Source organism: Mesorhizobium sp. P2_D6, from assembly GCF_056404315.1.
The window spans coordinates 355498-378980 of record NZ_JBFUEG010000006.1 but is presented as its reverse complement, the minus strand read 5'-3'; the positions used below and the strand labels follow the sequence as shown (position 1 = coordinate 378980).

General features: G+C 63.9%; 26 protein-coding genes. 12 read left to right on the top strand and 14 right to left on the bottom strand.

Translation table 11 applies throughout. The annotated features are described in order from the left end of the window. Positions 1-122: 122 nt before the first annotated feature. A complete protein-coding gene (locus tag AC1D1L_RS16200) occupies positions 123-1007 on the bottom strand; it encodes a LysR family transcriptional regulator (RefSeq protein WP_477342559.1) in 885 nt (294 codons plus the stop codon). A gap of 114 nt (positions 1008-1121) precedes the next feature. Here AC1D1L_RS16200 and AC1D1L_RS16195 point away from each other — a divergent pair, with 114 nt between their 5' ends. Together AC1D1L_RS16195 and AC1D1L_RS16190 are read left to right on the top strand one after the other, a co-directional pair. Further along, entirely contained in the window at positions 1122-1412 is a 291-nt protein-coding gene (locus AC1D1L_RS16195; RefSeq protein WP_203278078.1) for a muconolactone Delta-isomerase family protein, read from the top strand. A 242-nt stretch (positions 1413-1654) separates the two neighbouring features. Further along, positions 1655-2653, top strand: coding sequence for a transporter (locus AC1D1L_RS16190; protein ID WP_477342558.1), 999 nt, complete (start codon positions 1655-1657; stop codon positions 2651-2653). A gap of 17 nt (positions 2654-2670) precedes the next feature. Here the strand turns inward: AC1D1L_RS16190 and AC1D1L_RS16185 are convergent, their stop codons facing one another. From AC1D1L_RS16185 to cysS, 8 genes are all read right to left on the bottom strand, one after another. Continuing rightward, on the bottom strand, positions 2671-3357 hold the full coding sequence (locus AC1D1L_RS16185) for a glutathione S-transferase family protein (protein WP_477342557.1): 687 nt from the start codon (positions 3355-3357) through the stop codon (positions 2671-2673). Between the two features lie 11 nt (positions 3358-3368). Beyond that, positions 3369-4298, bottom strand: a complete 930-nt coding sequence (gene rarD, locus AC1D1L_RS16180; protein ID WP_477342556.1) for an EamA family transporter RarD — start codon at positions 4296-4298, stop codon at positions 3369-3371. A 316-nt stretch (positions 4299-4614) separates the two neighbouring features. Then, a complete protein-coding gene (gene cimA / locus AC1D1L_RS16175) occupies positions 4615-6231 on the bottom strand; it encodes a citramalate synthase (protein WP_477342555.1) in 1617 nt (538 codons plus the stop codon). Between the two features lie 46 nt (positions 6232-6277). Continuing rightward, a complete protein-coding gene (gene pip / locus AC1D1L_RS16170; protein WP_477342554.1) occupies positions 6278-7237 on the bottom strand; it encodes a prolyl aminopeptidase in 960 nt (319 codons plus the stop codon). Positions 7238-7245: 8 nt separating this feature from the next. Next, positions 7246-7722, bottom strand: a complete 477-nt coding sequence (locus tag AC1D1L_RS16165) for a GFA family protein (protein WP_477342553.1) — start codon at positions 7720-7722, stop codon at positions 7246-7248. Beyond that, complete coding sequence (locus AC1D1L_RS16160; RefSeq protein ID WP_112560756.1) at positions 7719-8210, bottom strand: GFA family protein; 492 nt, start codon at positions 8208-8210, stop codon at positions 7719-7721. Before AC1D1L_RS16160 ends, AC1D1L_RS16165 begins: the two co-directional genes overlap by 4 nt. Positions 8211-8232: 22 nt before the next feature. After that, the gene (locus tag AC1D1L_RS16155; RefSeq protein WP_142867727.1) at positions 8233-8619 is read right to left on the bottom strand and encodes a VOC family protein; all 387 of its coding nucleotides are present in this window, start codon (positions 8617-8619) and stop codon (positions 8233-8235) included. Beyond that, positions 8616-10049 (bottom strand): cysteine--tRNA ligase, encoded by a 1434-nt coding sequence (cysS, locus tag AC1D1L_RS16150; RefSeq protein WP_477342552.1) that lies wholly within the window; start codon positions 10047-10049, stop codon positions 8616-8618. Before cysS ends, AC1D1L_RS16155 begins: the two co-directional genes overlap by 4 nt. A 445-nt stretch (positions 10050-10494) precedes the next feature. Between cysS and AC1D1L_RS16145 the strand changes: the two genes are divergently transcribed. After that, entirely contained in the window at positions 10495-10650 is a 156-nt protein-coding gene (locus tag AC1D1L_RS16145; protein ID WP_112560752.1) for a hypothetical protein, read from the top strand. Positions 10651-10784: 134 nt separating this feature from the next. Here the strand turns inward: AC1D1L_RS16145 and AC1D1L_RS16140 are convergent, their stop codons facing one another. Beyond that, positions 10785-11549: an SOS response-associated peptidase gene (locus AC1D1L_RS16140; protein ID WP_477342551.1), complete on the bottom strand. Its 765-nt coding sequence runs from the start codon at positions 11547-11549 to the stop codon at positions 10785-10787. Between the two features lie 126 nt (positions 11550-11675). Between AC1D1L_RS16140 and AC1D1L_RS16135 the strand changes: the two genes are divergently transcribed. The 4 genes from AC1D1L_RS16135 (at position 11676) to AC1D1L_RS16120 (ending at position 14043) form a co-directional block, all read left to right on the top strand. Continuing rightward, positions 11676-12101: an NUDIX hydrolase gene (locus AC1D1L_RS16135; RefSeq protein WP_477342550.1), complete on the top strand. Its 426-nt coding sequence runs from the start codon at positions 11676-11678 to the stop codon at positions 12099-12101. 49 nt (positions 12102-12150) lie between these two features. Further along, complete coding sequence (locus AC1D1L_RS16130) at positions 12151-12522, top strand: TIGR02301 family protein (RefSeq protein ID WP_477342549.1); 372 nt, start codon at positions 12151-12153, stop codon at positions 12520-12522. 333 nt (positions 12523-12855) lie between these two features. After that, positions 12856-13113 carry a hypothetical protein gene (locus AC1D1L_RS16125; protein WP_008874920.1) on the top strand — a complete coding sequence of 86 codons (258 nt, stop codon included), beginning with the start codon at positions 12856-12858 and terminating at the stop codon, positions 13111-13113. Positions 13114-13239: 126 nt separating this feature from the next. Then, positions 13240-14043, top strand: coding sequence for a hypothetical protein (locus AC1D1L_RS16120; RefSeq protein ID WP_477234346.1), 804 nt, complete (start codon positions 13240-13242; stop codon positions 14041-14043). A gap of 15 nt (positions 14044-14058) precedes the next feature. On the opposite strand, the gene AC1D1L_RS16115 is transcribed toward AC1D1L_RS16120, so the two are convergent. Next, on the bottom strand, positions 14059-15390 hold the full coding sequence (locus AC1D1L_RS16115) for a dihydroorotase (protein ID WP_477342548.1): 1332 nt from the start codon (positions 15388-15390) through the stop codon (positions 14059-14061). An 82-nt stretch (positions 15391-15472) separates the two neighbouring features. Between AC1D1L_RS16115 and ygfZ the strand changes: the two genes are divergently transcribed. The 3 genes from ygfZ to AC1D1L_RS16100 all read left to right on the top strand — a co-directional run bounded on the left by ygfZ (position 15473) and on the right by AC1D1L_RS16100 (position 19177). After that, positions 15473-16333 carry a CAF17-like 4Fe-4S cluster assembly/insertion protein YgfZ gene (gene ygfZ, locus AC1D1L_RS16110; protein WP_477342547.1) on the top strand — a complete coding sequence of 287 codons (861 nt, stop codon included), beginning with the start codon at positions 15473-15475 and terminating at the stop codon, positions 16331-16333. Next, positions 16333-16962: an HD domain-containing protein gene (locus AC1D1L_RS16105; RefSeq protein WP_477342546.1), complete on the top strand. Its 630-nt coding sequence runs from the start codon at positions 16333-16335 to the stop codon at positions 16960-16962. Before ygfZ ends, AC1D1L_RS16105 begins: the two co-directional genes overlap by 1 nt. A gap of 76 nt (positions 16963-17038) precedes the next feature. Further along, positions 17039-19177, top strand: a complete 2139-nt coding sequence (locus AC1D1L_RS16100; protein ID WP_477342545.1) for a putative bifunctional diguanylate cyclase/phosphodiesterase — start codon at positions 17039-17041, stop codon at positions 19175-19177. Here AC1D1L_RS16100 and AC1D1L_RS16095 read toward each other — a convergent pair. Then, positions 19146-19994: an AraC family transcriptional regulator gene (locus AC1D1L_RS16095; protein ID WP_477342544.1), complete on the bottom strand. Its 849-nt coding sequence runs from the start codon at positions 19992-19994 to the stop codon at positions 19146-19148. The two genes, AC1D1L_RS16100 and AC1D1L_RS16095, sit on opposite strands and share 32 nt — an antisense overlap. 91 nt (positions 19995-20085) lie before the next feature. On the opposite strand from AC1D1L_RS16095, the gene AC1D1L_RS16090 reads away from it, so the two are divergent. Continuing rightward, complete coding sequence (locus AC1D1L_RS16090) at positions 20086-21267, top strand: amidohydrolase (protein ID WP_477342543.1); 1182 nt, start codon at positions 20086-20088, stop codon at positions 21265-21267. A 10-nt stretch (positions 21268-21277) separates the two neighbouring features. On the opposite strand, the gene AC1D1L_RS16085 is transcribed toward AC1D1L_RS16090, so the two are convergent. Continuing rightward, positions 21278-22195 carry a fatty acid desaturase family protein gene (locus AC1D1L_RS16085; RefSeq protein ID WP_477342542.1) on the bottom strand — a complete coding sequence of 306 codons (918 nt, stop codon included), beginning with the start codon at positions 22193-22195 and terminating at the stop codon, positions 21278-21280. 87 nt (positions 22196-22282) lie between these two features. On the opposite strand from AC1D1L_RS16085, the gene AC1D1L_RS16080 reads away from it, so the two are divergent. Beyond that, a complete protein-coding gene (locus tag AC1D1L_RS16080; protein ID WP_477342541.1) occupies positions 22283-23182 on the top strand; it encodes a LysR substrate-binding domain-containing protein in 900 nt (299 codons plus the stop codon). A gap of 13 nt (positions 23183-23195) precedes the next feature. Here the strand turns inward: AC1D1L_RS16080 and AC1D1L_RS16075 are convergent, their stop codons facing one another. Continuing rightward, positions 23196-23468 carry a DUF3303 domain-containing protein gene (locus AC1D1L_RS16075; RefSeq protein WP_477342540.1) on the bottom strand — a complete coding sequence of 91 codons (273 nt, stop codon included), beginning with the start codon at positions 23466-23468 and terminating at the stop codon, positions 23196-23198. Between the last annotated feature and the right edge of the window lie 15 nt (positions 23469-23483).

Below are 23483 nucleotides of genomic sequence, written 5' to 3'. Positions count from 1 at the left end.
CCCTACTGCCCTACTGCCCTACTGCCCTACTGCCCTACTGCCCTACTGCCCTACTGCCCTACTGCCCTACTGCCCTACTGCCCTACTGCCCTACTGCCCTACTGCCCTACTGCCCTACTGCCCTACTGCCCTACTGCCTCCCTCAACTCCGCAATCACCGCTCGCTTGTCCTGGCGCCGCCAGGCGAGATGGATCGAGACGGTGCGCTCGAACCAGGGCAGGTCACGAAACGCGATCCCTGACGGTGCTGCACTCCGGAGGCTTGCCTGTACCGTCGCCAGGCCGAGTCCGGCGCTGACCAGGCCGAGCGACGTCAGCGGATCGGCCGTCTCATAGGCAATGTCGGGCAGGAAGCCGGCCTTGGCGCAGGCCGCCAGGAACTGGGAGCGGTTGGTGTCGTCAGGCTGGCGCACCACGGTGATCCAGACGCGGCCGTCGAGATGGTCGGGCCGGATGTCGGCGACATCGGTGAGCGGATCATTCTCCGGCATTGCCAGCACCAGCGGTTCGCGCCGAACCAGCATGCCGGCAAGATCGGGATCGTCGGCGGACGGCGGGCCATAGACGAAGCCGAGGTCAAGCGAACGCTGGCGCAACCCCTCGAGTTGCACTGCGGAGCGCTGGTTCTTCAGCTGCAGGTGAAAATCCGGCCGGTCGCGGCGAAACTGCCGCAACATCCGGCTGACGAGACCGGCATGCACCGCGCCCTCGACATAACCGATGGCGAGCCGCCCGACCCCACCGCTGGCGAGGTTGCGTCCGAGTTCCTCCAGGCGCCGTGCACTGGCAAGCAGCGCCTGCGCCTCGACAAGGAAGGCTTTGCCTTCGGCATTGAGGTGGACGCGCTGCTTTGCCCGCTCGAACAGGGTGACGCCTAGCTGCGCTTCGAGCTGCATGATCTGGCGGCTCAATGGCGACTGCGAGATGTGCAGCAGTTCGGCGGCACGGCCGACAGTGCCGGCTTCGGCGACAGTGACGAAATAGCGGAGCTGGCGCAGGTCGAACATTTTTTTCCTCCACCTCGTGTAGTCCTATAGGGTCTCAACTTTAGCCTAATCAGTCTTGGACAGTCTGACCAGCGGCGGCGATAGTTTGGGGCATCGCAACCACAGGAGACAGAAATGCAGTTCTTTGCCCTTCTCACCCGCAACACCGAAAAGTTCAGCGATGCCGATTTCGCGCCGCTGCTGCCCAGCGAGGCCGAACAGCGCCGCACGCTCTATGCCGAAGGCGCCGTGCGCCAGGTCTGGAACCGCGGCGATATTCCGGGCAGCGGCATGATGTTCGAAGCCGGCAGCGATGCCGACGTGCGCGGCCATCTCGCCACTCTGCCGCTGGTCAAGGCCGGCATGATGGACATTGCCGCAGTGGTGCCGCTCGCGCCCTATCCCGGGTTTGGGCCCAAGCGCTGAGCACGCCGCGAATACGCCGCCGGCGGCGATCCCTGCCGCCGGCCAATTTCTGCAGGGCCAGGCCGCTGCATCGCCTGCATCTGTTCCGCTAGGATCTGTAGCGCCGCCGCGCGTCGCTGATCGACGGACTGTGATCGCCCTGTCAAGAAACTGTCACACAGAACCCGGTTAGCCCATGCTACGAATGGCGTGCCGGCATCCGCGCACGGCGTGGTCGAAATCTGTATCTGGCGAGGCGAGCCGTGAACATCGCTCTCAACGCGGAAGGCACTCCCCTGTCGCCTTACCTGCCCGACGAGCACGGGCTGTTCTTCATCTATCATTTCACCGCTGACGGCCTGCGCACCAAGGATCCGGCCGAGGCTGTGTGGACGTGGCGCAGCTACCAGCTGTCCGACCTGCGCGCCCGCCGCGAGATCGCCGCCGAGGCCGCGCTGCCGGCGCCAGTGCGCGAAGCCTTCCTCGGCGCCAGCCAAGGCTGCCATATCGATCTCGAGGACGACTGGCTCTATGGCGACCTGCCGGACCTGCGGCACGATTATTCGGCGGAGGCACGCGGGCTCGGCCATTTCCGCTTCGCCCTCAACGAAAAAATGCTGATCGGCGCGCGCAAGCAGCCACTGGAATCGGTCGATCTCATCCGCAAGGCGGTGGAGAGCGGCTCGCGCAAATTCCGCTCCCCGGCCGACCTGATCGAGGCGGTCATGGGCCAGTCGCTCGACGGCATGGCGGCCGAGCTTCATGGCCTTGGCGATACGCTGGACGGCATCGAGGACCGTATCGTGCGCGATGCCTGGCACAGCGAGCGGCAGTCGCTGGTCGAGGCGCGCCGTCAGCTCGTGGTCATCCATCGGCAGATGGCGACGCTCACAAACCTGTTCCGCCATCTCGACCATTCGCATCGCAACGAACTGCCTGACCCGATCAACGACATGGCGACAAGGCTGTCGCACCGGGCGCACACGCTCTATCACGACGGCGAGCAGTTGCAGGCGCGCACAAGGCTGCTGCAGGACGAGTTGATGGCCAAGCTGACGATGCAGTCCAACCAGCTGCTCTATGTGCTGTCGGTGATGACGGCGGTGCTGTTGCCGATGACGATCATTTCGGGCCTGTTCGGCATGAATGTCGGCGGCCTGCCGCTGGTCAACACGCCGATGGGATTCTGGGTGGTGTCAGCGGTTTCGATCGTGATCGCGGCGGCGACCTATCTGTTCGTCAGGCGGCTCGGGCGGATGTAGCGCCCATCAAGCTGATTTCACGCCGTTGCGCGAAGATCCTCGGTGATGGTGCCGGCGGCAGCGACTTCCGCTTCATGATCCGGTTCACGCCAGGTCTCTGCGAGGCCCGCCGCATACCATTCCTGCATCGCCGGCAGGCCAAGCAATTGCGCGGGATAGGCGGCCGCCGCGCCCTCGAAAGTGAGCCCATAGGACTGCACGCGAAACGCCACCGGGGCAAAGAAGGCGTCGATGGCGGTGAAATGGCCACCGGCCAGAAACGGCCCGCCGAACCGGGCGAGGCCATCGTTCCAGAGATCGCCGAGGCGGAAGAGATCCTGCTTCAGCGCGCCCGACATCGGGAACGGTTCTACGCGCAAGCCGCAATTCATCGGGCACGCGCCGCGCAAGGCGGTAAAACCCGAATGCATTTCGGCTGCGGCCGAACGCGCCCAGGCCCGCGCCTTGGCTTCGGCCGGCCACACACCGTGGTGACGCTCGGCCAGATACTCGGCGATGGCGAGCGAATCCCAGACAGCCCAGCCGTCATCGACCAGGCAAGGCACGCGGCCGCTGGGCGAGAACGGCCGGTAGAGGTCCCAGCTCGATCCCGTCGGGAACGGCGTCAATCGCTCCTCGAACGGGATGTCGAGAGTGCGCATCAGCACCCATGGCCGCAGCGACCACGATGAGTAGTTTTTGTTGGCAATGTGCAGCACGTACATCGAAGGGGATCCTATTTCGCGGCAAGCGCCACCGGGCGGATTTCACGGCCACGGAACATCGACCAGGAATACATCGCCAATGCCGCCCAGATCAGCGCGAAGGCAATCGCCTGCGTGGTGCCGAAGGGCTCGTCGAAAATCAGCACGGCGATCAGGAAGACCATGGTCGGCGCGATATACTGCATGATGCCGATGGTGGAGAGGCGCAGAAGCTTGGCGCCGAAGGCGAACAGAAGCAGCGGCACCGCGGTGACCGGTCCACAGCCGATGAGCAATGCCGTGTCGGCGCCGTTGCTGGAGATGAAATGGTCCTGGCCGTTGGCGATCAGGAAGACGATGTAGCCAAGCGCCGGCACCGACAGCAGAAGGATTTCGAGCAGAAAGCCCTGGCTCGGACCGATCGGCAGCGTCTTGCGGAAGAAGCCGTAGGCGGCGAAGGAAAACGCCAGCGCCAGCGACACCCAGGGCAATTTGCCGGCATCGACGGTCAGCACCGCAACGGCGATCGCCGCCAGTACCACGGCCGTGATCTGCAGCTTGTCGAGCCGTTCGCCGAGCAGAGCCGCGCCAACGACGATGCTGACCAGCGGGTTGATGTAATAGCCGAGCGCCGTCTCGACGGTGCGGTCGACCGAGATCGCCCAGACATAGATGCCCCAGTTGACCGAAATCAGCGTCGCCGTCAGCGCCGCCATGGCGATGGTGCGCGGCGAGCGGATCGCCGCCTTGAAGTCGGCCGTGCGGCCGGCCCAGACCAGCACGGCAGCGGCAATCGGAACCGACCAGACGATGCGGTGAGCGATCACCTCGATCAGCGGCAGATGCGCGACCGCCTTCATGTAGAAGGGCAGCAGCCCCCACAGGAGATAGGCGCCCAGCGCCAGAAGGAAGCCGCGGCGGGCTTTGGCATCGGCATCGGGCTGGGTTGTTTCGCTGGCCATGGGCCAAGGCTATGGCCCAGCGCGGTGCTCAAAACCATCCCAAATTGCTGATGGATCAATGGATTTTTTCTGATGGGTGGAGGGTGAGGCGCAAGTTCCTCGCCCCACGAAGTGGGGAGAGGTGGCCCGGCGAAGCCGGGACGGAGAGGGGCAGCCCGGCGGCTGCGAGCTGATGCTAAGGTTGATGACAGGGGCAGTTTCCGCGCCCTGCCTTCACCGATTCTGGCTTCGCGGAGGTCGTCCCCCTCTCCGTCCCGGCTTCGCCGGGCCACCTCTCCCCGCTTCCGCGGGGGCGAGGAACCCAAGTCCTGTAAGCCTACTCCGCCGCCACCAGCCCAGCCATCTCGCGGTTTTTCATCAGCTTGTAGACGATGGAATCCATCAGCGCCTGGAACGAGGCGTCGATGATGTTTTCCGACACGCCGACCGTCCACCAGCGGGCGCCGGTGCCGTCATACGACTCGATCAGGACACGGGTGATCGCCTCGGTGCCGCCATTGAGGATACGCACCTTGAAGTCGGCCAGCTCCATGTCGGCGATCTCGCCCTGGAACTTGCCGAGATCCTTGCGTAGCGCAATGTCGAGCGCGTTGACCGGGCCGTGGCCTTCGGCCACCGACATCTTCTCCTCGCCGTCGACCAACACTTTCACGATCGCTTCGGAGACCGTCTTTAGCTGGCCATTGGCATCGAAGCGGCGCTCGACCATGCAGCGGAACGAGGTGACGTTGAAGAACTCCGGCAGACCGTGCAGCATCTTGCGGGCCAGAAGCTCGAAGGAGGCATCGGCACCCTCATAGGCATAGCCCTCGGCCTCGCGTTCCTTGACCACCGAAATCAGCGCGTCGAGCCGATGATCGTCCTTCGGCACATCGATGCCGCGCCGCTTCAATTCGGCGAGGAAATTGGCCTTGCCGCCCTGGTCCGAAACCATGACGCGGCGACGGTTGCCGATAGCCTCGGGCGGCACATGTTCGTAGGTCGCCGGCTCCTTGGCCAGCGCGGAGGCATGGATGCCGGCCTTGGTGGCGAAGGCGGAGGCGCCGACATAGGGTGCCTGCGCTTCCGGCGCGCGGTTCAAGAGTTCGTCGAAGGCGCGGGAAAGCCGCGAAATGCCGGTCAGCGCCTCGGCCGAGATGCCCGTTTCAAAACGATCGGCGAAGGCCGGCTTCAGCGCCAGCGTCGGCACGATCGAGACCAGATTGGCGTTGCCGCAACGCTCGCCGATGCCATTCAGCGTACCCTGGATCTGGCGCACGCCGGCCTCGACGGCGGCGAGCGAATTGGCCACCGCCTGGCCGGTGTCGTCATGGGCATGGATGCCGAGATGATCGCCGGGAATGCCTGACGCGATGGCCTTGTCGACGATGGCGCGGACTTCCGAGGGCTGCGTGCCGCCATTGGTGTCGCACAACACCACCCAGCGCGCGCCGGCATCGTAGGCGATCCTGGCGCAAGCCAGTGCATAGGCGGCATTGGCCTTGAAGCCGTCGAAGAAATGCTCGCAATCGACCATCGGTTCCTTGCCGGCAGCAACAGCCGCTTCGACCGAAGCCTTGATGGAGTCGAGGTTCTCCTCATTGGTGCAGCCAAGCGCGACGCGGACGTGATAGTCCCAGCTCTTGGCCACGAAGCAAATGGCGTCGGATTTCGACTGCACCAGCGCCGCCAGGCCCGGATCGTTGGAGGCCGACACCCCTGCCCGCTTGGTCATGCCGAAGGCGACGAATTTTGCCTTAGCCGTTCGCTTCTGCTGGAAGAAGGCGGTGTCGGTAGGGTTGGCGCCGGGATAGCCGCCTTCGACATAGTCGAGGCCAAAGTCATCAAGCAGTTTTGCAATCGCGATCTTGTCCTCGACGGAAAAGTCGACGCCCGGCGTCTGCTGGCCGTCGCGCAATGTGGTGTCGAAGAGATAGAGGCGTTGCTTTGTCATGGCTGCGCGGGTGCGTACGCACCCTCCTCTGGCCCGAAGGCCGATGTCATTTCTTTCCTGCGAACTTGTCCGTTGCCCTGATCAGCTGATCGAGGATCCCCGGTTCCGAATAGGCATGGCCGGCGCCTTCGATCAAATGGAAATCCGCCTTCGGCCAGGCTTTGTGCAGCACCCAGGCGTAGCGTGCCGGGCACGGCATGTCGTAGCGGCCATGGACGATGGTGCCGGGAATGTCCTTCAGTCTGTGCGCGTCGCGCAGCAGCTGTCCCTCCTCGAGCCAGCCGGCATGAACGAAATAGTGGTTCTCAATGCGGGCAAAGGCGATGGCGAATTCGTCCTCGCCGAACTTGTCGCTGGTTTCCGGTTCCGGCAGCAGCGTGATCGTCTCGCCTTCCCACAGACTCCACGCAAGGGCGGCTTCGAGCTGCGCCTTGCGGTCGGAGCCGACCAGCCGCTTGCGGTAGGCGGCCATCATGTCGCCGCGCTCGGCTTCAGGGATCGGCGCCTGAAAACGCTCCCACTTCTCGGGGAACATTTCCGAGACGCCGAACTGATAATACCATTCGAGTTCGGCGCGGGTGAGCGTGTAGATGCCGCGCACGACAAGCTCGCTGACGCGATCTGGGTGCGTCTCGGCATAGGCGAGCGCCAACGTCGAGCCCCAGGAGCCGCCGAACACCAGCCATTTGTCGAAGCCGCACATTTCGCGCAGGCGTTCGATGTCGGCGACCAGATGCCAGGTGGTGTTGGCGTCGAGCGAAGCGTTGGGCGTCGATTTTCCGCAGCCGCGCTGGTCGAACAGAATGACGTCGTAGAGTTTTGGGTCGAACAGCTGCCGATGTTTTGGCGAGAAGCCGCCGCCGGGACCGCCATGCAGGAACACCGCCGGCTTGGCGCCTTTGGTGCCGGAGCGCTCCCAATAGATCTGATGGCCGTCGCCGACATCGAGCATGCCGGACGCGAAGGCCTCGATCTCGGGATAAAGTGTACGAAGTTCACTGCTCATTTCATTGCTCATATCTGCAGGCCGTGCGCCGGCCAGTCCGTGGTTTCGTGGTCGGGATGCTGGAAGGAAATGATCTGTTCCTGGCGGGTGTAGTAGTCCGGATCCTGATGCACGGGTTGGTCGAAGATCGTCTCCACCCAGGGCAGCCGCTCGGCGTAGTTGACCTGGATTTGCGGCGCCAGATCCGAGCGGTCGTCAAAGGCGCCGATGGCGATGTCAAGTCCGTCGGGCGCACGGTAGGTCAGCGGCGTGCCGCAACGGGCGCAAAAGCCGCGATCGATGTTGACCGACGACTGGAAGTAGCTCGGCTCATCGCGCACCCATTCGACACCATCCTTGGGCACCGTCACCAGCGCGCCGAAGAATGAGCCGAACTGTTTCTGGCACATGCGGCAATGGCAGATGGAGGGGCGGCCGAGCTTGCCCCTGATGCGGAAGCGCACGGCGCCACACTGGCAGCCCCCGGTTCTGATATCATCGGTCATGGTCTTTCCTCTGGCGGCCATTGTTCGGTGTCGTGGTCGGGATGCTGGTAGGAGACGAGTTCGGCGAGATAAGGCGCCGATGACATGTCGGCCATCGTGTCCTCGCCGGGCAGTTGCGGGATGGTGTCGACATAGGGCAGCTTTGCCTCTGTGCCCCACTGGATCAGCGGCACGATTTCGGCCGGATTGTCGAACGCCCCAATGGCGAGGCCGACGCCATCAGGCGCGGTAAAGGTCAGCGGCGTGCCGCAATTGGCGCAGAAGCCGCGGTCGACGTGACTGGACGAGGCGAAATATTTCGGCTCGCCACGCGTCCAGTCGAGCTTGGCGCCACGCACCGAAACCAGCGGCGCGTAGAAGGCGCCGAACGCTTTCTGGCACATGCGGCAATGGCAGATCGAGGCATCGCCCAGCGCGCCCTCGACGCGGAAGCGCACCGCGCCGCATTGGCAGCCGCCGGTGTAGATCGGCCGATTGTCGAGGCTCATCGCATCTCGCTCCGTTTCATATTCATTCCGGGGCATGGCAGACGGCCTCGACATTGTTGCCGTCGGGATCGAAGACGAAGGCGCCGTAATAGTGCGGGTGATAATGCGGCCGCAGGCCCGGCCCGCCATTGTCCTTGCCGCCGGCGGCAAGGGCGGCCGCATGGAACGCATCGACCTCAGCGCGGCTGCGCGCGGTGAAGGCGACATGCTGATGGGTCCTCGGCTCATCGTTGCTGGCCTGCAACCAGAACACCGGCCGGTCGCGGCCATAGCCACCGACCTTGGTGCCGCCGGTATATTCCAACGGCACCATGTAGATCAGCGAGGCGCCTAGCGGCGCCATCGCCTGATCGTAAAAGGCCTTCGAAGCGTCGAAATCGGCGACGTTGATGCCGAGATGGTCGATCATCTTTTTACCTCCCAGGTGGTGATTCTTTCGCCCGTGACCGGATCCTTGCCGTCCTTAAGCTGCACGCCTTGCGCCAGCAGCTCATCACGCACGCGGTCGGCTTCGGCCCAGTTTTTCGCGGCGATCAGTTCCAGGCGCTTGGCGATGGCTTTGGCGACCGCAGCCTCATCGACCTTGGCCGCAACGACATCGAAGCCGAGGAACAGCAGCGAGGCCTTCAGCGAAGCGGCAGCTTCGTCGCCGTCCGCGGCCTCGCCGGCAAGCTGCGTCAGCTGCTGGAAGGCGGCGTAGGTGGCGAGGTCGTCCGACAGCGCTGCCACGACTTCCGGCGGCACTTGCCCTGCGGCCGGTGCGAGATCGGCTGCGCGTTTCCATTTGCGCAGCGTGTTCTCGGCCTCCTCCAGCTTGCGGACCGAAAAATCGATCGGCTCGCGATAATGCGTCATCAGCATCGCCAGCCGCAGCACCTCGCCCGGCCATTTGCGGCCGCCGAATGTGTCGGTCTCTAGCAGTTCGGCGATGGCGTAGAAATTGCCGAGGCTCTTCGACATCTTCTGGCCCTCGACCTGCAGGAAGCCATTGTGCATCCAGACATTGGCCATGACGTCGGTGCCATGCGCGCAGCGCGACTGGGCAATCTCGTTCTCATGGTGGGGGAAGATCAGGTCGAGGCCGCCACCATGGATGTCGAAGACGTCGCCGAGATAGGCGGCCGACATGGCCGAGCACTCGATGTGCCAGCCCGGACGGCCCCTGCCCCACGGGCTGTCCCAGCCGGGCTCTTCCGGTGACGACAATTTCCACAAAACGAAATCGCCGGGGTTCTTCTTGTGCGCGTCGACGGCGATGCGGGCGCCCGCCTGCTGCTCGTCGAGATTGCGCTTCGACAGCTCGCCGTAATCGGGCATCGAGGCGGTGTCGAACAACACCTCGCCGGCGGCGACATAGGCATGGCCGCGCTCGATCAGGCGCTCGATGAGGGTGATCATGTCGGCCTTGCCGTCGGCGCGGCGCGCGACGAACTCGGTGGCGCGCGGCTCGACCGTCGGCGGCAAGCAGCCGAGTGCGGCGACATCCCTATGGTACTGGTCGGCGGTCTTTTCGGTGACGCGGCGGATCGCCTCGTTGAGCGTCAGTTTTCCCGATGCAATCTCGGCGCCGAAATCGCGCAGCGCGCGGGCGTTAATCTTGTCGTCGACATCTGTGATGTTGCGCACATACGTAACGTGCGCCTCGCCGTAGACATGACGCAGCAAACGGAACAGCACGTCGAAGACGATCGCCGGCCGCGCATTGCCGATATGGGCAAAGTCGTAGACGGTCGGGCCGCAGACATACATGCGCACATTCCCAGCGTCGATCGGGACGAACACGTCCTTCATCCGCGTTAGCGTGTTGTAGAGACTGAGACCCTTCGATGCGTCAGACATGCGTGCCCTTCCGGTCCGTTACTCTTTGGTTGAGCATGATCTTATCCGAAAACCGGTACCCACTTTTCGGGATCATGCTCTGGGCAGAGCCGTCCTTGCGCCGAGGCACAAATCGGGCTCCAGCCTGCTGGCCGGGGCGTTTGTCCACTCTGGGGAAAGATGAGGCGAAAACGTCCGGACCAGCGCGAGGCTAGCCAATAATGCAAATGCCACAAATGGCGAAAAACGTTTTCATGGGCGGCTTTATCGCCTTGGCCGGTGTTGCCGTCAAGTCGCAACTTCCGGCAAAAGCGCCGCTGGATCACAGGTCATGAGGCACTGAAACATTTTATTAAACATGTCGGCACAGTCATGAAACATTCGCCGGCTAGTTCACCATGGGTCACGATTCGGTCAGATTCGGCCGGCAAACGCAGACACGGAAATGTTACCAGGGAAGAGATCGATGTCACGAACCAAGCAGGAATCGAGCCGCGCCAAGCAACCGGCGCTCGCCAACCACTACCGCGCGATCGGCCCGGCCGCTATCGTCGCCGCCCTTCTCCACACTGCCAAGAAGAAGAAGCCGGCACCGAAAATCACTTCGCCCCGCGCTGCCTGATCAAAGCTCGGGCACCGGCCGCCGCCAAGGCGTACGCCGGCACGGAAGGCTGAGGCGCCTGAGCGCGCCTGAAAACAGCAGCTCTTCCCGATTGAGCAGGTTCTTCCCGAAGACTGGTTTCTTGGGGTCGTGCTCTAAAACAATGTCATTTGACTGTCGTCCGCGCCGGGCTTCTGGCGCCTGACCTTCTCGGGCTCAGGCCCGACGATGCCCCTGTCCTGTATCTCGGGCCCGGTGTTGGCGACCTTGTTGACGAGGTCGGAGACCGGCACAGCCTCGAAGAAATCGGGCTGCGCAGGTCTGAGCAGGTCGGCCACGTCGCGCGGCTCGAGCGTGCGGCAGTCCAGCCAGCGGGCAAAATCCTCAGGCGCGATGACCACCGGCATGCGGTCATGGATATGGGCGATGCCGGCATTGGCGTTGACGGTGAGAATGGCGCCGGTATCCATCTCCGAACCACCCGGCTCGGCATAGGTTTCGACCAGCCCGGCAAAGGCGACGAGCCCGCCATTCCTCGGCCGTATCCAGTAGGGCTGGCCCTTCTTGCCGTTGCCCGATTGCTGCCACTCATAAAAGCCGGAGGCCGGAACCAATGCGCGGCGATGGCGCATGGCGGCTTTGAACGAGGCCTTCCCCGCCGCCCCCTCCGAGCGCGCATTGAACAGCAGCGGAAATTCCCTGGTGTCCTTGACCCAGGCCGGGATCAGACCCCAGCGCACCAGCATCGCCTGGCGATCCGGAAAATTCGAGCCCCGCATGCGCGGCGGTCCGGAGAGCGCCATCAGCACCGGCTGCGTCGGCGCGATGTTGTAGCGGGCTGGAAACTCCTCCAACTCCGCCAGGCCGAGCAAGGCAGCGGTCTGGTCCGGCGTGGCCGTCAGGGCAAAGCGTCCGCACATAAAGCAAGCTCGATGAAATGATCCGATCGCGAAAGTGGCGATGGAACCGGCGTTGCGCAACCGCTAAAGCTCAATGCCGCCAGCCGGTCCACAAGGGTCTGGCCTCAGGTAGGCGGATCGCGATTGATGAACGAGCAGCGCAAGACACTTCCCGCCGTCTCCGTCGCCGTGGTGCGCGGCACGACAGTGCTGCTGGTCAAGCGGGCGCGGCCGCCGTCGCAAGGGGTCTATGCCTTTCCCGGCGGCAAGGTCGAGCCCGGCGAAGCTCTTGAGCAAGCGGCAGTGCGCGAATTGCTGGAGGAGACCGGGTTGCGGGCGAAAGACTATCGTCCGCTTCGCGACATCCACATCGACGGCAGCGGCGAGAATCACCCGGTCGACTATCTCCTGACGGTGTTCGGCGCCGTCTATGCCGGGGGCGAGGCGACAGCCAGTGACGACGCCGAGACCGCCGCCTTCTATACGCTGAACGAAATGACTGACATGCCGCTCGCAGGCGATGTGTTTGAGGTCGCTGAGGAGCTTCTGGGCTCAAGCGGTCCCGGTATCTGAACACAGAGAATCGCCTTGCAGGCGACAAATTGTTTCGCCAGATAGACTTATGACCCGCGCCGCGCTCTTCCTCGCCGCATGCCTCGCCGCCAGCACCGCCGTGCAGCCGGCGCTGGCCGCCGAGTCACCGTTCGAGCCCGGGCTGATGCGGCTGGCCGAGGTTCTGGGATCGCTGCATTTCCTGCGCAATCTGTGCGGCGAAAAGGGCGACCAGTGGCGCACCGAGATGGAGAAGCTGATCGATTCGGAAAATCCAGATCCCGAGCGGCGCGCCCGCTTCATCGCCAGCTTCAATCGCGGCTACCGTTCCTTCGGCGGCACCTACACGCAGTGCACGCCATCGGCGACCGCGGCCATCAGCCGCTACATGAAGGAAGGCGAGACACTGACCCGCGACATCGCTTCGCGCTACGGCAACTGACGAGCGCCAGACCGCGTCGCAGCCAACGCCTTTTCGAGCACCCCGCCTTGTATCCACGGCACGTTGATGCAATGTTGGTGTTGCACTTTCGCAACAGTATTAACGAAACGTTAGCGCGCGGATGTGGAATTAACTCAAACTGAAGGTTTTCATCCCGCTCACCGGTCTAATCGGCTAAGTTTGAATCGGACCGAACGCTGGCGATGAAGTTTGTCAAACACGATCAAAAAAATGTCGTATTTACAAATGCTTACTTAGCCTGCGTGGAGATAGGGACAGCCCAAGCCGGATCCGACACGTTGGATCGCCGCTTGAAAAAGGGTGGACATCGCAATGGAACATGGCGTCAACGACATCGACGCGCTGGTCAGGGAAGAAAAGCGCCTGACCGCGGTGGAAAGCCATAGCGAGGCCTGGGCGGAAGGTCTGTCGGCCGGCATCGAGCCGGAAATCATTGCCGAGGCAGCACTTGAAACGGCGTTCGGCGAGATGCTGCGCGCCAATGGCGAGACTTCAGCTCTTGCCCTGCTCGACCGCATGCGTGAAAAGGTGATCGCCGGCGCTTTCGAGCCGGAGCGGCTGCGGCACTAGAGCGGCGCGCGTCCCTCTGGGCGCAAACCGGCGCTCCGGCGCCTTGATCGGTTCTTTGACGACGGCGCGCCGTTTGGGCAACATGCCTGGCACCTGAAGGAGCCCAGGCCCAAGGAGAGGCAAGCGGTGAATTTTTCGATGTCAGGCCAGCCTCGCGGACTGGTCCTCAGCATCTGGCTTGCCGCTTCCTGCGCCGCGGTTCCGCCGGCACTTGTCCTGACAAGCAGCCCTGCCTACGCGCTGAGCGAGATCAAGCGCGAGGAGCTTCCGGCGCCGGCTGCGCCGCCAGCCAATGGTGAGACGGCGCCATCCGAAAATTCCGTGCCGATGCCCGATCTGCCCGGCACGACGCCGCCAGCGGCCAGCCAGCCGAAATCACCCGCAGAGCCCGAACAAAGCGAGCCGGAAGGGCCGACCGACGATGGCGGCGTGGCCAACCCGCGTGCCGATCCCGACGCGCCGGTGCCTGAAGTCGTCTACGACCTTTCCAAATTGCCGGAACCGGTCAGGCGCATGCACGACCTGATGGTCGAAGCCTGCGTCAGCGGCGACATCGAGAAGCTGCGGCCCCTGATCGGCACAGGCGAGACCATGACCCAATTGTCGCTGGGCGAGATCGAGGGCGACCCGATCGCCTTCCTGAAGGGGCTTTCAGGCGACAAGGAAGGCCAGGAAATCCTCGCCATCATGGAAGAGGTGCTCAATGCCGGCTATGTCCATGTCGATGTCGGCACGCCGCAGGAGCTCTATGTCTGGCCGTACTTCTTCGCCATGCCGCTGGACAAGCTCGACGCCAAACAGCGGGTCGAACTGTTCAAGATCGTCACCGCCGGCGACTATGACGACATGAAGCAGTTCGGCGCCTACATCTTCTATCGCGTCGGCATCACGCCCGCCGGGCAGTGGACATTCTTCGTCGCCGGCGATTGAGTTCTTGCCGTCAGGCTATTTCGGCAGGGCCTCGGAAAACTCCACAGCCTTGCCCTGCCCGGGCGTGGCGATCTCGCCATCCCACATTACACGGCGGCCGCGCACGACGGTGCCAACCGGCCAGCCGGTGACTTGCTTGCCATCATAGGGCGTCCAGCCGGCTTTGGAGCCGGCTTGCGCATTGGTGATGGTCTCGCGGCGCTTCATGTCGACGATGGTGAAATCGGCGTCGTAGCCGGCGGCGATGCGGCCTTTCCGGGCCATGCCGAAGATGCGCTGCGGGCCGTAGCTGGACAGGTCGACGAAGCGCTGCAGGGTCAGCCGGCCTGAATTGACGTGGTCGAGCATGATCGGCACCAGCGTCTGCACCCCGGTCATCCCCGACGGCGAGGCCGGATAGGGCTTTGCCTTCTCGGCCAGCTTGTGCGGGGCGTGGTCGGAGCCCAGCACGTCGACGATGCCTTGCGCAATGCCGTGCCAGACGCCGTCGCGATGGCGTGCCGCCCGCACCGGCGGGTTCATCTGGATCAACGTGCCCAGCCGCGCATAGTCGTCGGCCGCGAGCGTCAAATGATGCGGCGTCGCCTCGCAGGTGGCAACATCCTTGTGCTGTTCGAGGAACAGGATTTCTTCCGCGGTCGAGATGTGCAGGACATGGATGCGGGCGCGGGTGTTTCGCGCAATACGCACCAGCCGCTCGGTACAGCGCAAGGCGGCGATCTCGTCGCGCCAGACGGGGTGCGAGGACGGGTCACCCTCGACGCGCAGGCCAAGGCGTTCGCGCAGTCGGAACTCATCCTCCGAATGAAAGGCGGCGCGGCGGCGGGTGTTTCTCAGGATCGATGCGACACCCTCGTCATCCTCGACCAGCAAGTCGCCGGTGGAGGAACCCATGAACACCTTGATGCCGGCCGCACCGGGGAGCCGCTCGAGTTCGCCGACATCGCCGGCGTTCTCGCGCGTGCCGCCGACCCAGAAGGCGAAGTCGCAATGCATGCGGCCGGTGCCGCGCCGCACCTTGTCGGCAAGCGCCGCCTCGCTGGTGGTCAGCGGGTTGGTGTTGGGCATCTCGAAGACGGCGGTGACGCCGCCCAACACAGCCGCGCGCGAGCCCGTCTCCAGATCTTCCTTATGCTCCAGCCCCGGCTCGCGGAAATGCACCTGACTGTCGACGACGCCCGGCAGTATGTGCAGGCCGCGACAATCGATCGTCTCGCCGGCCGAGGCTTGACCCAGATCGCCTATAGCCGCGATGCGACCGTCTTTGACGCCGACATCGCGCGCGCCCTCGCCGTCATGGTTGACCACCGCGCCGCCTGTCAGGATGAGGTCGTAGGTGCTGGCCATGGGCGTTCGGTCTCTTGCGGGGGAAGTATCAGGGGCTTACGTAATGACCGTCTGTTTTGCAAGATCAGGTTCTTTGCCGCCCATGCCCTTTGCCCTTCTCGACAACCGCGCCCTCATTTCCGTGTCAGGCCCGGATGCCGAGCATTTTTTGCAGAACATTCTCACCACCGACCTCGACACGCTGGCCGCCGGCGAGGCAAAGCCCGGCGCACTGCTTTCGCCGCAGGGCAAGATCCTGTTCGATTTTCTGATCTCGCGCCCCGGCGAAAGCAGCTTCCAGCTGGAATGCCGGGCCGACGTCGCAGACGATTTCCTGCGCCGGCTGATGCTTTACAAGCTGCGCGCCAAGGCCGAGATTGCCAAGCAGGATCAATTGCTTGTGACGGTTGCATGGGGCGATGATTCAACCGCTTCACATTCTGATTCAACGGCACTTGCCGATACCCGCTTCCGTGACGTAGCCGTCAGCCGCTCCTATGGAGGCGCATCCGAAGGCGGCGATCAGGCTGCGTGGCAAACCCTGCGCATCGCCCACGGCATTGCCGAAAGCGGGCCGGACTATCACCTCGGCGACACCTTCCCGCATGACGTGCTGCTCGACGAGACCGGCGGGGTCGGCTTCAAGAAGGGCTGCTATGTCGGCCAGGAAGTGGTCTCGCGCATGCAGCATCGCAGCACCGCCAGACGGCGCGTGCTGATCGTTTCGGCCGACCATGCTTTGCCCGCGCCGGGCACGGAGCTGACGGTGGCGGGGCGGCCGGTCGGCACGCTCGGCTCGACCGCAGGCACGGCCGGCCTCGCCATTGCCCGCATCGACCGGGTCAAGGCGGCGCTCGATGCCGGCCAGCCGATCCTGGCGGGTGACGTCGCTGTTTCGCTCGCTATTCCCTCCTGGGCAAAGTTCGGCTTTCCCAGGGAAGCGGTCGGCGCGGAGGACGCCTGATGGCCGCCGACCGTGTCGGGGCGCCGCCGCGCGCCTGGCAGCGCATGCTGTCGGGACGGCGGCTCGACCTGCTCGATCCCTCGCCGCTCGACATCGAGATTTCCGACATCGCCCATGGGCTTGCCCGCGTCGCCCGCTGGAATGGCCAGACGCGCGGCGATCACGCCTTTTCGGTCGCCCAGCATTCGCTGCTGGTCGAGGCGCTTTTTGGCGAATTGCAGCCGGATGCCTCGGCCAATGCGCGGCTGGCGGCGCTGCTGCACGACGCGCCGGAATATGTCATCGGCGACATGATCTCGCCGTTCAAATCGGTGATGGGCGGCTCCTACAAGGACTGCGAGTTGCGCCTGCAGCGCGCCATCCACCAGCGCTTTTCGCTGCCGCCTGAACTCGGCGCCGGCCTGCGCAAGGAGATCAAGCGCGCCGACCAGATCGCTGCCTACTATGAGGCGACACTGCTCGCCGGCTTTTCGACCGCGGAGGCAACCGAGTTCTTCGGCCGGCCGCGCGGCTTCAATGCCGACCGCTTCGATTTCATGCCGCGCTCGGTGACCTCGGCGCAGGCGGCGTTCCTCGAGCGTTATGCGACGCTTGAAAAGCAGCGCCAGGCAACGGTTGCTGTGCATTAGGCACAGTGAACATACGCTAAATTAACCAGCGGTAACCACAGTACCGGGTTTCGATCACGGTCAGCAGGCACGCCTCATGTCCGTTGCGCACGTCAAGGGTGGTTCGCCCGTCCGCAGACGGGGAGCCGGAGGCGTCGCCGCGCCACGGCAGATCGCTGACGAATTGCGCGAGCAGAACGAGCGCTTTTCGGCGGCCGTCGAGAACATGTCGCATGGCCTGTGCATGTTCGATGCAGACGAGCGGATGATCATCTGCAACGGCAATTATCTCAGCATCTTCTCCCTCGATGCGAAGATCGTGCGGCCCGGCATCGCGTTCCTGGATATTCTCCAACACAGCGTCGACATCGGCGTCGCCTCGCAGAGCGCCGCGGACCTCTATGCCATCCGCAAGCCCTATATCGAGCGCGCGCAAGCCTCGACCTACGAGGAAATACTGTCGGACGGCCGTATCATCTCCATCACGCACCGGCCACTGGCCTCGGGCGGCTGGGTGTCGATCTATGAGGACATCACCGAGCAAAGGCGGGCCGAGCAGGAATTGAAGGAGCAGCACCGTCGCTTCGATGCGGCCTTGGCCAACATGTCGCAAGGCCTGCTGATGTATGACGCTGACGGTACGCTGATCGTGCGCAACCAGCGCTTCTTCGACCTCTACAACGTCGAGCCCAGAGACTTCCCGCTCGGCATGAGCCAGCGCGCCCTGCTCGAGCAGATGGTGCGCCTGCGCATCTATCCGTCGATCGACATAGACGGCGAGATATCCAAGACCAGGGCCAGCCTGCAGGCCGGCGAAACGCGCTCGACAAATCGCATCCTTGCCGATGGCCGAACATTGCTGATTGCGCGCCGGCCGCTTGCCGGCGGCGGCTGGGTGGCGACGTTCGAAGACATCACCGAGCGCCGGCGCGCCGAAGAGCGCATGAGCCACCTCGCCCATTACGACACGCTGACCGACCTGCCTAACCGCTCGATGTTCCGCGAACGGCTCGACCAAGCGCTTGGCGAAACCGCTGCTACGCCGTTGGCGATCTTCTCGCTCGACCTCGATCGCTTCAAGGCCATCAATGACACCTGGGGGCACCCGGCCGGCGACTGGCTGCTGAAGTGCGTGGCCGACCGGTTGCGGCACAGCCTGCGCAGCGAGACGGATGTGGTCGCCCGCCTCGGCGGCGACGAGTTCGCCATCCTGCAGTTCAATCCCAAAGGTGCCACCGATGCGGAACAACTGGCAAAGCGCATCGTCGCTGTCGTCAGCCAGCCGTTTCGCGACAAGGGCCGCGACATGCATGTCGGCATCAGCCTTGGCATCGCGCTGTATCCCGGTGACGGCAAGGACGCCGACACACTGTTGAAGAATGCCGACATGGCGCTCTACAGCGGCAAGAGCGAAGGCCGCAACGTCTACCGCTTTTTCGAACCCGGCATGGATGCCCTGGCGCGGGCGCGCCGGACGCTCGAAACCGATCTCGAGACGGCACTGAAGCGCCAGGAATTCGTCCTGGACTTCCAGCCGATCACCAACATCGCGTCGGGCGAAATCGTCGGCGCCGAGGCTTTGATGCGGTGGAATTCGCCGACGCGCGGCCTGGTGGCGCCCGACGATTTCATCGCGGCCGCCGAAGACAGCGGACTGATCGTTCCGCTGGGCGAATGGGCGCTCAAACAGGCCTGCAGCGTGGCCGCCGGCTGGCCACCTGGAATGCGAATTGCCGTCAACGTCTCGGCCGTGCAGATCAGAAGCGCCGACTTCGCCCGCAGCGTGATTTCGGCGCTGGCCGTTTCCGGCGTGCCGGCCAGGCGGCTTGAGCTGGAGATCACCGAAACCGTGCTGATGGATGAGAGCAAGACGGTGCTGCGGACGCTGAGGCAGTTGCGCGAACTCGGCATCCGCATCGCGCTCGACGATTTCGGCACCGGCTATTCGTCGCTCGGCTATCTCAGGCGCTTTCCCGTCGACAAGATCAAGATCGATCGATCGTTCATCCATGATATCGACAACCGGGACACGGCGGCGATCGTGCGCTCGATCATCGGGCTTGGTGCCGAGCTTGGCATCACCGTCACCGCCGAAGGCGTCGAGACCGAAGCGCAGCTCGACATATTGCGCAAGGCTGGCTGTGTCGAGGCGCAGGGCTTTCTGATCGGCGTGCCGTCAAAGGCGGCTGACATGGCACGACTGCTCAAGTCGAAGGCAGCGTCCCGGCCCGCCTGAACATCCCCGGTGTCATTCCATGCGCCGCGCGGAAGGTGCGCGAGAGATGGCTCTGGTCGGAGAAGCCGGCCGCAAAGGCGGCGTCGGCGAGATTTGAACCTTGGCGGATCAGGAGATCGGCGCGGCGCAGCCGGCGGTCGCGGATGAAGGCCGCAGGGGTAAGACTCAGCACCTTCCTGAAATCCCGGATGACCTGAAAGCGCGTCACGCCTGCGGCTTCGGCGAGCCGCCTCAGATCGAGGTCCGAAGCCAGATGATCCTCGATGACTTGTTCATAGACCTGGAGCCGGCTTTTCGAGCCGAAGCTTTCGACCGCCTCGCGCCTCCGGCCGCCCCAATCGCCATGGCGCAGGACGAGCTTGCGCAAGGCGATCAGCATGGATGTCTCGGCACTTGTGGCATCGCCTGATGTCGAGGCCTGGTGTGCGGTGGCCACCGCCTGGACGAGATCGGCATCATCGACGATCGATTGCGAAAACAGTGGCGCGCGATCCTGCCCGAGTTCTGCAGCAATCGCGCCCATGAGGGAAACCGAGGGATAGAAGGTGCGGTAGGCCCAGCCCTGCTCGGCACCTGCCTCGCCGTCGTGCCACACCTCCGGATTGACGAGGAGGACCGTGCCCACCGGCGCGACGACGGTCTCGTTGCCGATGCGGACACGCTCGCAGCCATGCGTGATCAGCGCGACGACATAGGTCGGGTGCGTGTGCAACTGGTAGCGATGCCGAGTGAAACGCGCCCTCAGCATGCCAAGATCGCGAAAGCGCGGATGACGCCAGAACTGCGTTGTCTCCTGCGACTCTTGAATTCCCGGCACGGTCAATCCTGTTCAAGACGCTGCCGGCGCAAACCCTTTAGATGCTGGCATCGACAAGACCGAATTTACGACGGCCGGCAAGGAGAGCGCAATGCTGCACAACGACCCCGTCGCCGCCCTCACCCCGCAGGTGGTGGAATGGCGGCATCACATCCACGCCAATCCCGAGCTTGGTTTCAGCGAGTATGAGACAGCGCGCTTTGTTGCCGACAAGCTGCGCGCCTTCGGGCTCGATGAAATCCATGAAGGCATGGGCGGCACCGGCGTGGTCGGCGTCCTCAGGGGACGGCCGGGGACACGCGCCATCGGGCTCAGGGCCGAGCTGGATGCCTTGCCTGTCCTGGAGAAGACCGGATTGCCATATGCCTCGAAAAAGGACGGCGTGATGCATGCCTGCGGCCATGACGGCCACACCGCAATGCTGCTCGGCGCCGCCAGGCTGCTCGCCGATAGCAGAGCCTTCGACGGGACCGTCTATTTCATCTTCCAACCGGCGGAGGAGAATGAAGGCGGCAGCATGCGCATGATCGAGGACGGGCTTTTCGAGCGCTTCCCGGTGGAAGCCGTCTACGCCGTCCATAACTGGCCGGGACTGCCGCTCGGCACGATCGCGGCCCGAGCCGGCGCGATGATGGCGGCTGTCGACACTTTCGAGTTGAGTTTCGAGGGAACCGGCGCACATGCCGCCATGCCGCAGCTTGGCGACGACCCGGTGCTTGCAGCCAGCGCTTTCGTTCAGGCCGTGCAGCGGATCGTCAGCCGCTCGGTCGATCCGCAGACGGCGCTGGTCGTCTCGATCACCCAGATCCACGGCGGCAATGTCGGCAACATCGTGCCGGGCAAGGTCTGGCTGCAGGGGACCTGCCGTTTCTTCGAGCCCGCTCTGTCGGACCATTGCGAAAGACTGGTCGGGGAGATCGCGAAGGGTATCGCTGCGGCGCACAGCCTGATCGCCAAGCTCGTCTACAAAAAGGGTTACCCACCGCTGGTCAATACATCAGCCGCGACGGCCCAAGCCGTCCAGGCCGCCGCCGCTGTCGTCGGCCGCGAGCGGGTCGAGACCGCATTCAACCCGAGCCTCGGTTGCGAGGATTTCGCCTACATGATCCGCGAAGCCGGCGGCTGCTATGCGTGGATCGGCGCCGGCTCAGTCGGACCGGGCGAAGGACTGCATGGCGATCGCTACGTCTTCAACGACGCAATCGTTCCGACCGTGCTGAGTTATTTCGTCACCCTCGTCGAGCAGACGGCGGCGGCCAATACAGCAGATTGAATGCCGCTATTCAGCGCAGCGTCTCGATGTATTTTTCGTGGAAGCTGACATAGCCGGGCTCGACCACTTTAAGATGCCGCTCTATCAGCTGGTGGAACGCCGGCAGCTGATGGAACGGCACGCCGGGATAAGCGTGATGCTCGGCGTGGTAGGGCATGTTCCAGGCAACCTTGCGCACCAGCCAATTGGTCAGCGTGGTACGGGTGTTTTCCAGCATGCTGGCGACGAGCGGGCAGCGGCCATGTTCGGCCAGCAGATAGAGCCTGAGGAATGGCTGTCCGAGCAGCGCCGGCACGATCCAGACATAGAGCAGCACCGTCGCCTGGAACCGCACGCCAAGTGCCGCAACCACGATATAGAAGGCAATCATGGCGCGGGCCTCAGAACGCACCTTGGGCAGACCCTTTGGCGGTACGTAGCTGTCGCGGCAACCGCCGGTCGCGTTGGTGTAGAGCGTCTGCAGATTCCCCCACCACACCGGCAGGCCCGAGACGTGGACGATGTATTGCCGCACCGTCTCCGGTTTCGGAAAGGCGAGTTCGGGATCGTTTTCGGGATCCTGGGTGAAGCGATGATGAGCGAAATGGAAGTAGCGGAACCAGTCGGCCGGCAGCGCGATCGCCAGGCTGCAGACCCTTGCCACGGCATCGTTGAGCCACTGTGTCTCGAAAGCCGTCCTGTGCACCGTCTCATGCATCAGCGTGAACAGGAAGACGATGAGGATGCCTTGCGGCAGCATCAGCAGCGGCCAGTACGGCACCTTGGCCGCGATCAGCGCGCCGAGAACGATGATCCCGCCGAGATGAAATGCGAGCTGGACCAGTCCCGGCCCGTTCGATTTGCCGGTCAGGCGGCTGCGCTGCTCATTGGTCAGCGACGCGATGACATCGCGATGGTCTCTGGGTTCAGTCTGAGCCGATATGTTCATTGCGCCACCCTACCCCAATAAGAAACCTTTCTAAAAACGAGGATTTCTGCAAAATAGATAAGCTAAGCTTATCTATCGGATCACCAAATGGCCGCGCTTCCATCCCTGAAAGGACTGCAAGCCTTCGAGGCGGCTGCACGCTCGGGGAGCTTTGCCGCGGCGGCGGAAGAGCTGTCGATCTCGGCGGCGGCCGTCAGCCAGCTTATCCGCACCGTCGAGGAGCAGATGGGCCGCAAGCTGTTCCATCGCGTCAACCGTCGCGCGGTGCTGACCGAAGCCGGCGTCGAGATGCTGCCGAGGCTGACCTTGGCCTTCCAGGAGATCGGCAGCATCGCGCGCGGCAGCGATGCCTTCCGCCCGCGGCTTGTCATATCGGTGCCGCCGTCCATGGCGATGGGCTGGCTTTCGGAACGTCTCGCCGGCTTCGTCGCCAGCCATGGCGCCGTCGACATCTCGCTGCGCGGCGATGACGACCCGGTGCCGTTCGACCGTGAACTGATCGACCTCAGACTGTCCTTTGGACCGCATTATCGCGAACACCCGACCGAGGACGTTGTCAGGGACGCCGTCTATCCCGTCTGCGCGCCTGGACTTGCCGCCAGATCGGAAAACCTGGCCGGCCTGCCGCTGATCCACACCGATTGGGGACCGACCGGAGCGTCGTTTCCGTCGTGGCGCAACTGGTTTGAGGCGGCGGGTATCGAGCCCGGCCGGGCAGTCCAGCGCGGTCTGTCGGCGAACTCGTCGCGGGCAGCGCTCGACCTGGCCATTTCAGGGCTGGGGGTGACGCTGGCACAAGGCATCTATTGCGCTAAGGCGCTGGAAGACGGCCGGCTGGTCCGGCCGAATGCCCTATCGATCGCCCTGCGCCAACCCTATTGCCTGACGATCCCCGAGCGCAGCGCAAGGCGCGACGTGGTTGCGGCGTTTCGCAATTGGCTGATCGGGGAATGCCGGCGTTCCGTGGGTTCGCCGGCGCTCCGATGATGGGCTGCGACGCTTAGAGATGGCTGGCCAGCGCCGCCACCATGTCCTTGCTCGTCGCCACGGGGATGATCTCGAACTCCACCAGGTCAGCCCATTCGATGACCCAGCGCTGCAGCAGGGTTACATCATCGGCCTCGACCAGAAGGAAGCAGCGGCTCATATCCGCCGCGATCCAGGAGTGGTGCACGACAAGCTCATCCGGTTTCAGGCGGCCGCGCTCGCCGAAGCGGCGATAAATCTCCTTGCGATCGCAGCCGGAAAAATCCTCGATGACGATGAACTGCATACGTCCCCCTCGCCT

Excerpts from the sequence above, each read along its gene's own strand:
- AC1D1L_RS16200 (WP_477342559.1), bottom strand. The coding sequence starts at position 1,007 with ATGTTCGACCTGCGCCAGCTCCGCTATTTCGTCACTGTCGCCGAAGCC.
- AC1D1L_RS16195 (WP_203278078.1), top strand. The coding sequence starts at position 1,122 with ATGCAGTTCTTTGCCCTTCTCACCCGCAACACCGAAAAGTTCAGCGAT.
- AC1D1L_RS16185 (WP_477342557.1), bottom strand. The coding sequence starts at position 3,357 with ATGTACGTGCTGCACATTGCCAACAAAAACTACTCATCGTGGTCGCTG.
- rarD (WP_477342556.1), bottom strand. The coding sequence starts at position 4,298 with ATGGCCAGCGAAACAACCCAGCCCGATGCCGATGCCAAAGCCCGCCGC.
- cimA (WP_477342555.1), bottom strand. The coding sequence starts at position 6,231 with ATGACAAAGCAACGCCTCTATCTCTTCGACACCACATTGCGCGACGGC.
- pip (WP_477342554.1), bottom strand. The coding sequence starts at position 7,237 with ATGAGCAGTGAACTTCGTACACTTTATCCCGAGATCGAGGCCTTCGCG.
- AC1D1L_RS16165 (WP_477342553.1), bottom strand. The coding sequence starts at position 7,722 with ATGACCGATGATATCAGAACCGGGGGCTGCCAGTGTGGCGCCGTGCGC.
- AC1D1L_RS16160 (WP_112560756.1), bottom strand. The coding sequence starts at position 8,210 with ATGAGCCTCGACAATCGGCCGATCTACACCGGCGGCTGCCAATGCGGC.
- AC1D1L_RS16155 (WP_142867727.1), bottom strand. The coding sequence starts at position 8,619 with ATGATCGACCATCTCGGCATCAACGTCGCCGATTTCGACGCTTCGAAG.
- cysS (WP_477342552.1), bottom strand. The coding sequence starts at position 10,049 with ATGTCTGACGCATCGAAGGGTCTCAGTCTCTACAACACGCTAACGCGG.
- AC1D1L_RS16145 (WP_112560752.1), top strand. The coding sequence starts at position 10,495 with ATGTCACGAACCAAGCAGGAATCGAGCCGCGCCAAGCAACCGGCGCTC.
- AC1D1L_RS16140 (WP_477342551.1), bottom strand. The coding sequence starts at position 11,549 with ATGTGCGGACGCTTTGCCCTGACGGCCACGCCGGACCAGACCGCTGCC.
- AC1D1L_RS16135 (WP_477342550.1), top strand. The coding sequence starts at position 11,676 with ATGAACGAGCAGCGCAAGACACTTCCCGCCGTCTCCGTCGCCGTGGTG.
- AC1D1L_RS16130 (WP_477342549.1), top strand. The coding sequence starts at position 12,151 with ATGACCCGCGCCGCGCTCTTCCTCGCCGCATGCCTCGCCGCCAGCACC.
- AC1D1L_RS16125 (WP_008874920.1), top strand. The coding sequence starts at position 12,856 with ATGGAACATGGCGTCAACGACATCGACGCGCTGGTCAGGGAAGAAAAG.
- AC1D1L_RS16115 (WP_477342548.1), bottom strand. The coding sequence starts at position 15,390 with ATGGCCAGCACCTACGACCTCATCCTGACAGGCGGCGCGGTGGTCAAC.
- ygfZ (WP_477342547.1), top strand. The coding sequence starts at position 15,473 with ATGCCCTTTGCCCTTCTCGACAACCGCGCCCTCATTTCCGTGTCAGGC.
- AC1D1L_RS16105 (WP_477342546.1), top strand. The coding sequence starts at position 16,333 with ATGGCCGCCGACCGTGTCGGGGCGCCGCCGCGCGCCTGGCAGCGCATG.
- AC1D1L_RS16100 (WP_477342545.1), top strand. The coding sequence starts at position 17,039 with ATGTCCGTTGCGCACGTCAAGGGTGGTTCGCCCGTCCGCAGACGGGGA.
- AC1D1L_RS16090 (WP_477342543.1), top strand. The coding sequence starts at position 20,086 with ATGCTGCACAACGACCCCGTCGCCGCCCTCACCCCGCAGGTGGTGGAA.
- AC1D1L_RS16085 (WP_477342542.1), bottom strand. The coding sequence starts at position 22,195 with ATGAACATATCGGCTCAGACTGAACCCAGAGACCATCGCGATGTCATC.
- AC1D1L_RS16080 (WP_477342541.1), top strand. The coding sequence starts at position 22,283 with ATGGCCGCGCTTCCATCCCTGAAAGGACTGCAAGCCTTCGAGGCGGCT.
- AC1D1L_RS16075 (WP_477342540.1), bottom strand. The coding sequence starts at position 23,468 with ATGCAGTTCATCGTCATCGAGGATTTTTCCGGCTGCGATCGCAAGGAG.